This window comes from Trabulsiella guamensis ATCC 49490 (genome assembly GCF_000734965.1).
In the GTDB taxonomy this organism is placed as follows: Bacteria; Pseudomonadota; Gammaproteobacteria; order Enterobacterales; family Enterobacteriaceae; genus Trabulsiella; species Trabulsiella guamensis.
In genome coordinates, this window is record NZ_JMTB01000272.1 from 1 (window position 1) to 211 (window position 211).

Sequence of the window (211 nt, forward strand, 5' to 3'; positions counted from 1 at the left end):
ACGGTGATGTTCTACGGTGACAACGGCCTCAATTATATGATGACCCGCGCGGCAACCGACAACCCGGCTGAACTGGACGAAGACGCCGGAACGGTAACGGCGAACTTCATCGGCCAGCAGTGTGTGAAGGTGTAAGCGATGGCAGAACTGACTTTCACCCTGCCGCACGGTCTGCTCACCGGCAAAGGCACCACGGACGAAACGCTTCACA

The 211-nt window shown here is 57.8% G+C and carries 1 protein-coding gene; it reads left to right on the forward strand.

What is annotated here, in order from left to right; genetic code table 11:
* Nucleotides 1-39: 39 nt before the first annotated feature.
* On the forward strand, nt 40-135 hold the full coding sequence (locus GTGU_RS23870) for a phage tail tube protein (protein ID WP_245609653.1): 96 nt from the start codon (nt 40-42) through the stop codon (nt 133-135).
* Nucleotides 136-211: the final 76 nt, after the last annotated feature.